7 protein-coding genes are annotated in these 10,058 nt (G+C 52.3%); all 7 read right to left on the bottom strand.

Annotated features, from left to right (window positions below):
* Window positions 1–380: 380 nt before the first annotated feature.
* Window positions 381–1,274, bottom strand: a complete 894-nt coding sequence (gene galF, locus E0D98_RS18110; protein ID WP_000183047.1) for a UTP--glucose-1-phosphate uridylyltransferase GalF — start codon at window positions 1,272–1,274, stop codon at window positions 381–383.
* A 174-nt stretch (window positions 1,275–1,448) separates the two neighbouring features.
* A complete protein-coding gene (gene wcaM, locus E0D98_RS18105) occupies window positions 1,449–2,843 on the bottom strand; it encodes a colanic acid biosynthesis protein WcaM (protein WP_001116022.1) in 1,395 nt (464 codons plus the stop codon).
* Window positions 2,844–2,853: 10 nt separating this feature from the next.
* Window positions 2,854–4,074 (bottom strand): colanic acid biosynthesis glycosyltransferase WcaL, encoded by a 1,221-nt coding sequence (wcaL, locus tag E0D98_RS18100; RefSeq protein ID WP_000862639.1) that lies wholly within the window; start codon window positions 4,072–4,074, stop codon window positions 2,854–2,856.
* On the bottom strand, window positions 4,071–5,351 hold the full coding sequence (wcaK, locus tag E0D98_RS18095) for a colanic acid biosynthesis pyruvyl transferase WcaK (protein ID WP_000770892.1): 1,281 nt from the start codon (window positions 5,349–5,351) through the stop codon (window positions 4,071–4,073). Before wcaK ends, wcaL begins: the two co-directional genes overlap by 4 nt.
* Before the next feature lie 179 nt (window positions 5,352–5,530).
* The gene (wzxC, locus tag E0D98_RS18090) at window positions 5,531–7,009 is read right to left on the bottom strand and encodes a colanic acid undecaprenyl disphosphate flippase WzxC (RefSeq protein ID WP_000058413.1); all 1,479 of its coding nucleotides are present in this window, start codon (window positions 7,007–7,009) and stop codon (window positions 5,531–5,533) included.
* 1 nt (window position 7,010) lies between these two features.
* Window positions 7,011–8,405: an undecaprenyl-phosphate glucose phosphotransferase gene (gene wcaJ / locus E0D98_RS18085; protein WP_000183130.1), complete on the bottom strand. Its 1,395-nt coding sequence runs from the start codon at window positions 8,403–8,405 to the stop codon at window positions 7,011–7,013.
* A gap of 54 nt (window positions 8,406–8,459) precedes the next feature.
* A complete protein-coding gene (gene cpsG, locus E0D98_RS18080) occupies window positions 8,460–9,830 on the bottom strand; it encodes a colanic acid biosynthesis phosphomannomutase CpsG (protein ID WP_001504404.1) in 1,371 nt (456 codons plus the stop codon).
* Window positions 9,831–10,058 lie beyond the last annotated feature (228 nt).

Here is a 10,058-nt window from a genome sequence, read left to right as displayed (position 1 = left end):
TCTATTCACAAACTTATGCTTATTACATGCAAACGTTCATTTTTTCTTTTTGTGCTTAACGCACGCGATGACCTTCCCCTAGACACGCTACCGCCCCTGGCTTTACAGCTACCAGAGCACTGCATGCATGCCTACGATGTGACGAGCGTTACCCACTCGCGCTAAACCCGAAAAATTCAAACGCTAATTGTCTTACCAATCCGCTCTGGAAACAAGGAAAATCCTGGAAAACTTTGACTAAAATCCTATTGCTAACTCGTTGTTATCCTGATTGTTTATATAAAACAACGGCAGGAATATTCGCAACAAATTACTTTCGCCACGAATCTTCACTGCCGTTATAATTTTCTTATCAACCGTTACATCCGGTCAGATTTTCATTATTCGCTTAACAGCTTCTCAATCCCTTTACGGAACTTCGCCCCTTCTTTGAGGTTGCGTAGTCCATACTTCACAAACGCCTGCATATAACCCATTTTTTTACCGCAGTCGTAGCTGTCACCTGTCATCAGCATGGCATCAACGGACTGTTTTTTCGCCAGTTCAGCGATGGCATCAGTCAGCTGAATACGTCCCCATGCACCAGGCTGAGTGCGTTCAAGTTCCGGCCAAATATCTGCTGAAAGCATATAGCGACCAACGGCCATGATGTCTGAGTCCAGCGTCTGCGGCTGATCCGGTTTTTCGATAAATTCAACAATGCGGCTGACTTTGCCTTCACGGTCCAGCGGCTCTTTGGTCTGAATGACGGAGTATTCAGAGAGATCGCCCGCCATACGTTTTGCCAGCACCTGGCTGCGGCCCGTTTCGTTGAAGCGCGCAATCATGGCAGCAAGGTTGTAGCGCAGCGGGTCGGCGCTGGCGTCATCTATCACAACGTCTGGCAGCACCACGACAAATGGATTGTCACCAATAGCAGGTCGTGCACATAAAATGGAGTGGCCCAAACCTAAAGGTTCGCCCTGACGCACGTTCATAATGGTCACGCCCGGTGGACAGATGGACTGCACTTCCGCAAGCAGTTGACGCTTCACGCGCTGCTCAAGGAGAGATTCTAATTCATAAGAGGTGTCGAAGTGGTTTTCGACCGCGTTCTTGGACGCGTGAGTTACCAGGAGGATTTCTTTGATCCCTGCAGCCACAATCTCGTCAACAATGTACTGAATCATTGGCTTGTCGACGATCGGTAGCATCTCTTTGGGAATCGCCTTAGTGGCAGGCAACATATGCATCCCAAGACCCGCTACAGGAATAACTGCTTTTAAATTCGTCATTATTTCATCCACCTGTAAAATGGTTGCTGAATTATAGCTTGTTCGATTTTTTTCGCCAGCATCAATTACCCTGAATTGATTACTGAATTACTTGTGATGTTACGCCGCTTCGTTGTGGATTGCAGTAGCATTGTTCCTAAGTATGGCTCCATTTTTCCAGGAATGGTCGCAAATCTACTCCCTCCGTTCCGGCAATCTAAAGTTAATCTTTTCCATATTAATAATATGGTGATTAACTCTGTCGATATCGACGGAGCTTTGCCCTTTTTCATTCACCGCATGAACATTTGCAAGAGACAGCAGGGTTTCTTTTTTCGCCATAAAGACGCCGCGAACGTCTTTGCGCATGTCGAAGTTCATGATCAATGCTGGTCCAACTGAGGATTCCTGCATCACTTTGATATTTCGCATAAAAAGATGTTGCGGTTTATTGTGAAGCTCCAGCGAGGCACGCTTCATCTCAATGTTAGTCAGTGCCACAAAGGAGACGGCATTCCCGGCGGAGATTTGGATGCCGCGCAATTTATAAGCAAGATGGGTGTTATCCAGTTGAATATTATTCACTCGGAAATTTTGCGGTATCGAGAGATATTTGCCTTTAATTACCCCATAGCCGATTAACATCCCGGCGCTATTAATCATTTCAATATTATCAATCACGAAATTGTCACAACCGTAAATAGCAACTGTCGCGTTATCAATGCCTGCTTTCTTACTGAAATCCGGCGTGATATTGCGGGCTTTGATATTACGAATAACAAAATGTTTACCATTTTCAACATGGATCAACTGCCGACAATCCGATCCCGTGATATTTGCCACGACAAAGTTTTTCACTGACTGGTCTTCCGGGTAATTATTATCATAAGTGCTTCCCGCAAGACCTATGCCGATGCCCCAGTTGATTTTGCCGTTAGTACAGTTGATGCGCTCGATGACATGGTCAGATATCAAAATATCACTGTCGTTAATTGCCACGTTCCATTCAATGGCGTCGCCTTGTAAGTCGCTGAACTTACAGTTGGTGATGTTGGCACCGATAATCTGGTTATGAAATCCCTGGCGTAAGATGGCGTAATTAGCGTGGCTCACGGTCAGGTTATCGATGGTCAGGTTGCGCATGACCCGTTTGTTTTTGCCGCCGATATAAATCTGCGTTACCGGGCCAAAGCCGCTCATCGCCAGCCCTTTGATGGTGCAGTCAGAGCCGCGCACATCCAGGGTGATGTTATGCATACTGCCGCCCTCCTCCCCTGTCACCTGGCTGCCGTCCTGTAAGACAAATCGCCCTCTGCCGTTGCCGCGCAGGCTTCCAAGGATGTGTAACGTTTTACCTGCAGGAATGAAGATGCCGGTGTTGATATTGTCGCAAACCAATCCGGCAGGCACGACGACCGTTTGCCCTTCGCTGAAGGCTTGTTTAAATGAGGCGATCCAGTCGTGAGGGTTGTAGTCGTTAATGTTAACGCTTTGTCGGGCAGGAAGTGCGCGGGCGAAGGGGGTATGGAGGAAGGCAAGCGCCGAGCTTGCCGTCAGAAAGGTGCGTCGGGAGAGTTTTTTAAATGGCATGCGTTCTCCTCTATAAAGCCTGCAACAAGCTGGCGAGTTCTCGGTTAATCACCTGCTGGTTAAAATCGTGTTCGACTTTTTCGCGCGCACGTTTGATAACCGGAGCCAGTTCGTCGGTGTCCAGTTGGCTAAACGCCGCCAGTCGTTGCGCCAGTGCGCGAGCATCGTTCTCAGGCACCAGCCAGCCGGATTTATCGGCCTCCACCAGTTCCGGTATTCCGCTATGCAGAGTGGAAACTACTGGAATACCGACCGCCATCGCTTCCATCAGCGCTACCGGAATGCCTTCCATATCGCCATCCGCGCCCGTTACCGATGGCAACAGGAAGACATCCGCGTCGTCGAGCATCGCTTTCACTTCGTGGCTCGGTTTAAAGCCCGGCATCTCTACAACATCTTCCAGTTGATATTGTTCGATGAGGGTGCGCAGGCGTCTTTCCCACGGGCCAATGCCGAGGATGCGATAGCGAAATGCCACGCCCTGCTCTTTCAACTGACGGCAGGCTTCGATCGCCACATGCAGGCCTTTTTTCTCGGTTAAGCGTGCGACGGAAATAATCTCCAGCGGCGTTGCGGGCGCTTTCACGGGACGCGGGCTAAAGCGCGTCATATCTACGCCCATGCGCGATACGGCGATTTTTTCCCTCGGGCAGCCCATTTTTTGCAGCCTTCCGGCCCACAGATCGCTTATCGGTAACATCAGGTCGCCACGGCGGAACAGTTGCTGATATTCGGGAGTGTAATGGTTGAGCACCTCCCGACTAGAGATATCAATACCGTGGAAGATAGTGGCAATTTTGCCGCGAATGACACCCAGTTCGCGTAGTTTTGCTGCGGTTACCCCCGCAGGGCCAAAATGAGCGATGAACACATCGGCGCGAAACGGTGTTGCGACCTGACCGCAAATGGCAGACAAAATCAGATTCCGCGACTCGGCACCATAGCGTTTGAGGTTGAGCGCCTGCCAGGTATTTTTACGATGAATGCCGCGTAAGGTCTGACTGGCTCGGTGGCGCAGTTTCGCCACTTTGCCTTGTGGTTCGTCCTGTAACCAGCGGGTTCTTGCGGCAAGGTTGTATTTCGTCCATGCCGCGTGGGTGTTCTGGGTGTCGCCTTTTTGCAGCGCAACAATCTCCACCTCGAATCCCATATCAATAAACGCAGTGATTTGGTTGAGGACGAAGGTTTCCGAAGACAGCGGGAATTTCAGTAAAAAGAAGCCGACCTTCATTTCACCTCCCCGATGCGCTCAAGCACAGATTGCACCATCTGCATTCCTATCTGACGCTCACGACTGACGGCTTCGCTAAGTCGTGCGTTCAGCACCGGAAGCTGGCCTAAGGTATCCGCAACCATCGCTTGCAGGCTGCCATCTAATAAATGACGGATATCAATCGCCATCTCTGGCAGCCCCAGTTGTTGCATAATCCCGGCGGATTTATGTTCGTAGTTGATGGCAATTGCCGGAGTGGCAAAATTCATTGAGATAATGGCTGAGTGCAGGCGCGTACCGACGGTGAGTTCACAGGCACCGAGAATTTTGCCCATTTCCAGATCGTTGAGTTCATCCATCACCACGTGGTAACGGGCAGGATCGCTGATGTGCTGGCGCAGGTTGAGCGCCACCATGCGATCGTCTTTGTTATAACTGTCGATGCCCGTACAGGTGGAAAGCGCAATCACCTGATACCCTTCATCGAGAATGCGATTGACCACCCCGGCAAAGGCTTTTTCATACGCTTGCTGAGTGGTGCCGAGACGTTTGTCGAACGGTGCCAGTTCGCGCAGGGTAATTGCCACCGTTTTCTGTTGTGCGGCAACGTCCAGCCAGTGTTGAACGGCATAGCTGGCGGTGAATTCTTCTGTGTGATGATCGACCAGCCAGGCAGTATCAACGCCATGTTCAACTTTTGCGGTAGTGATATTGCTGCGTTTCATCAAATCAAGGCTGACCGATTCGCGCAGGATCAGCGCGTCACAGTGACCAAAGACATAGTTCGCCAGTTGGTTAAATTGCTCATCCTGGAACGGGCCAACGCTGTGACCAATCATAAACAGCGGCTTTTTCGCCATAAACGTGCAAAGTGCATGTTCAAACTGTGGCACGCCGTAGAGATCGACAAAAAACGATCCGCCGACCTGAATAATGGCGTCGTAACCTGACAGCAGGCGCACGAAGTCAGTGAATCCCTGGGCGATGGCGATATTACGCAACTTGCCAGTGTCGGTGACGCGTGAGAGCAATACCTGATGCTGGTAGCGGCGACGGAGGACTTTTTTAACGCGCCCGACAACGCCCGCCGCGCTGTTGTGTTGTTTCATTTGCAGGAACAGCGGATCGCCCATTACCGGGCGGTTGAGCAGCCAGGAAGAACTGACCGGATAGCGGCTCATCACATCCACTTCGGCGTGTGGATTGAGGCTGTTGATGGCATCAAGTAAGCCGCGCAGGATGGCGCTGTCGCCGCGGTTGCCGCAAGTGTGGTTGCCCAGAATAAGTAATTTCATTTTTTCCTCATAAATTTGATGCCAGGTGAGGCTGCGTTTGTTTTGTTCGTTGCCGCTTTTTGCCTGATGCGACGCTGACGCGTCTTATCAGGCCTACAAGACCCGAGCACAGAACCGTAGGATGGATAAGGCGTTTTACGCCGCATCCGGCAACCGTTGTCGGAACCGAAAACAGCAACTCACCCCGCCCGTAAAAGCATTTTCATTTTTTCGCTGCGACAAAACTGACGCTTCACTTCCACCACCAGCGGATGGCGCGACAGCACAATCATCACCACAAACGCCAGCACGCCCGCGGCTATTTGCACCGCCAGCAGCATCCCCAGCGCCAGTTGCCCTTTCAGCACAATGCCCAGCGCATAACTAACCACCAGCGTCGGCAACGAGAGATAAAACGGCAGCCACAAACTCAGGATGTACTGGCGATAACTGGAACCAAGAACCGGTTTAATCATCACGAAGTAACTCAGAATGGTGTTGATAATCTGCACCAGCAGGAAACCGAGCGTGACGCCGATTGCGCCCGCCATCTGCCCACCAATAACAATCGCCGGAATAAACAGAAATGTTTTGAATACGTTGAATTTAAAGCTGATATCGACCCGCGCTTTCGCCATCAGCAGCGAGCCAATCGGGTTACCTACCGAGCGCAGCAGACCCACCACACACAGCAATTGCAGCACCGGAATAATGCTGTTCCACTTCTCACCAAAGACCAGCGGTACAAAATTATTCGACACCACCATCAGCCCGAGCAGCGCCGGAAAGTTGATAATCCCCACCACCGACAGCAGCTTGTAGAAGTTAACGCGCAGCTTTTCGGTATCGTCCTGAATTTTGGCAAACGCCGGAAACAACACGCGGGTGATGATTGGGTTCAGCTTCATCGGCGGCACAACGGCCACGTTGTACGCCAGGTTGTATCCCCCTGCCACGCCCGCGCCGAGAATACGCGCCAGCACCAGCGTCGAAAGGTTGGTATTGAGATAGTTGATGATGCTGTCCGCCGTCAGCCAGGCACCAAAACGTAAGTTTGGTGCCACCGACGCCAGCGAGAAATGCAGACCGGGGCGATAAATTTTGCGGCCAAAGTAGCCAAACAGCAGCGTTCTTACCGCACTATTGACCAGATAACCGAGGATCGCGGTCATCGCCAGCGGCCAGAAATGGGCGCTAACCACCGTAAAAGTGAAGCCCGCCAGCACCGCGCTGGTTTCGATCATGCCGATTTTGTTGAACTCCAGCTCCTTCTGCATCAACGCGCGGAACTGTTGCCCGTGGGGGATCACCACAAACGCCAGCGACAATGTTTTAATCAACGGTGCCAGGTCCGGGTTGTTCAGCACGTCACCAATGAGATCACTCAACAAAAACACCGCCACGCACACCACAAGCCCCAGCCCAACGTTCAGCCAGTACAGCGTGGTGAGTTCAAGGTGGCTGATTTCTTTTCGCTGAATAATCGAGTTAGCGATACCGAAGTCAGAAAGCGTATCTGCCAGCGCGATAATCACCAGCGACACAGTCAGCAAACCGAACTGGTGGTTGTCGATGATCCGCGCCAGCACGGTCATCTGCACCAGCCCGAAACCGATGATGATCACCGTGGCAATCGCCGACCACTTCGCGCCGCTGATGGTTTTTTCACGTAAGCTCATATCAATATGCCGCTTTGTTAACGAATCCTTTGAATACCGTCAGGAAAACGATTTTGATATCGAACCAGACGCTCCATTCGCGGATGTACTCAAGGTCGAACTCGACGCGTTTTTCCATTTTCTCCAGCGTGTCGGTTTCGCCGCGCCAGCCGTTAATCTGCGCCCAGCCGGTAATGCCCGGTTTCACCTTATGGCGCAGCATGTAGCCTTCAATGAGCTGTCGATACTGTTCGTTATGCGCTACTGCGTGCGGACGTGGCCCCACAATCGACATCCCGCCGGTCAGCACATTGATAAACTGCGGCAATTCATCCAGCGAGGTGCGGCGCAGAAAGTTCCCCACTTTGGTGACGCGCGGATCGTTCTGCGTCGCCTGGGTCACCACTTTGTCGTTCTCCATCACTTTCATGGAACGAAACTTCCACACTTTGATCGGCTTGCCATCCATGCCATAGCGAGTCTGGCGGAAAATAACCGGCCCTGGTGAACTGAGTTTCACCGCCAGCGCAATACAGCACAGCACCGGGGAGATCAGCAGCAGAATAAGCGTCGCCAGCACAATATCTTCCGCACGTTTGAGCAGGCGGTTAACCCCGGAAAGCGGCGTGTCGTAAAGCGGCACCACCGGAACGCCGTTCATCTCTTCGAGACGTGAATGGAGAATGTTGAAGGTAAAGACATCGGGGATCAGCAGCACCGAACAGGTGGTGTCCGCCAGTTGATGGACCAGTTTTTTCACTCGCGCGCCGTCGCACATTTGCATCGCGATATAGACGTTATGAATCTTGCCCGCTTTCGCGTCCTCGACCAGCTGTTGCAGATTGCCCGCCCAGTCGTTAGAAACGCCGCCCGGTTTCGGGTCGTGGTAAACGCCCACCACTTCAAACCCTAACCACGGCTGATTACGGAAGCTCTCCATCAGCATTTGTCCGGCGGCTAAATCCCCCGCCACCGCGACCATGCGCTTGTTATAGCCATGATTACGCAGCCAGCCCGCCCCAATGCGAATACATGAACGGCAAACCACCAGTCCGATACTGGTCAGCCCATACCACGCCAGCCAGATTTTCAGTTGCGTGTCGAAATCATTGTTGAACGCCACCAGTCCGGCGCTGAAAATCACGCTTAAGGTCCAGTTTTGTAGCAACAGGGCAAATTCTGTCGCTGCCCGAACACCGCGCCATGAGCGATAAAAATCGGTGATGCCGCCCAGCATCTGGAACACCACCAGCGTAATCAGCGCCACCAACAGGTGCATGTAGAGGAATGACAGTCCGCTGACTTCGCAAACCAGCCATAGTCCGGCAAACATGATGGTGATATCTGAAAAGCGTTGCACCATAGAGATTAACGATGCATTGGTTTTCGCTCGCTCGCGCTTTTTTAGATTTGTCATCGTTGTTCCTGTTATTAGCCCCTTACCCGCAGTGGGGTAAGGGAAGATCCGATATTACTCGTTCAGCAACGTCAGCAGAGTTCGCGTTCGCGCTTCCATCAGCGGCACATCACCTCGCGATTCAACATTCAACCGCACCACCGGTTCGGTGTTGGAAGAGCGCAGGTTAAAGCGCCAGTCGGCAAAGGTCATGCTGATGCCATCGGTGCGATCCACCGCCAGCGCCTCACGGCTAAAATGCTGTTCGACGCGGTTAATCGCCTCAACGGGTTGCGCCAGTTTGCTGTTGATCTCACCGCTTGCCGGAAACGCCGCCATCCGGTCGCGTACCAGTTCGCCCAGCGTTTTCTCTTTCAGGCACACCAGTTCGGCGACCAGCAGCCACGGGATCATGCCGCTGTCGCAGTAAGCGAAATCACGGAAGTAATGGTGGGCGCTCATTTCGCCACCGTAGATGGCGTCTTCCTTGCGCATACGTTCTTTAATAAAGGCGTGTCCGGTTTTCGACATTACCGGGGTGCCACCTGCGGTAGTCACCACATCAACGGTGTTCCAGGAGAGACGTGGATCGTGGATGATCTTCGCGCCGGGATTTTTTTCGAGGAATGCTTCTGCCAACAGGCCGACAATGTAGTAGCCCTCGATAAACTGCCCTTTTTCGTCAAACAGGAAACAGCGATCAAAATCACCGTCAAAGGCAATGCCCATATCCGCGCCGTGTTTGATGACCGCATTGCGGGTGTCGTCGCGGCATTCCGGCAGCAGCGGGTTAGGAATACCGTTGGGGAAATTGCCGTCCGGCGTGTTGTGCACTTTGATTAATTCCACCGGAGCGCCGAGGGCGTTAAAGCGGGCTTCGATAGCGTCCACCACCGGACCCGCTGCGCCGTTCCCGGAGTTGATCACCAGCTTGAGCGGCGTGAGGTTTTTGACGTTGATATAACCGAACAGGTGATCAACGTAAGCGTCACGCAGATTGATTTGCTGATAGCGACCGCGTTTGGTTTCATCAACGGGAGGAAAGTCGTTGGCTTCTGCCAGACGCTGGACATCGCGCAGTCCGGTATCACCGCTGATCGGGCGAGCCCCTTCGCGCACCAGCTTCATGCCGTTATAATCCATCGGATTATGGCTGGCGGTAACTTCAATGCCGCCATCCACACCGAGATGGAACGTGGCGAAATAGATCTCTTCGGTGCCGGACATGCCAATATCCAGCACATCGACGCCCGCATCCTGTAAACCTTTCGCCAGCGCCAGTTTTAAGGTTTCGCTGGTGAGACGGACATCACCGCCTAACACAATGGTTTTCGGTTTGAGAAATTCGCCATAGGCGCGACCAATGCGCCAGGCAATATCTTCATTCAGTTCTTCGCCTAATTTCCCGCGAATATCATAGGCTTTAAAGCAGGTTAATTTTTTCATGTCGTTACCCTTTTTCAGGCAATAGTTGGCCCTGACCGAAACGGCCAATTTTGTTTTTGTCATTATTTACACCGCGGTTTCGCATTCATTGCCTGATGCGACGCTGCCGCGTCTTATCAGGCCTACAAACCCGAACCGTAGGTCGGATAAGGCGTTCACGCCGCATCCGACAGCCAGCGCCTGATGCGACGCTGCCGCGTCTTATCAGGCCTACAAATCCGAACCGTA

This window comes from Escherichia sp. KCJ4928 (assembly GCF_004352695.1).
GTDB lineage: Bacteria > Pseudomonadota > Gammaproteobacteria > Enterobacterales > Enterobacteriaceae > ECMA0423.
Note: the sequence above shows the minus strand (reverse complement) of the source record. Positions and strands in the feature narration are given on the sequence as shown.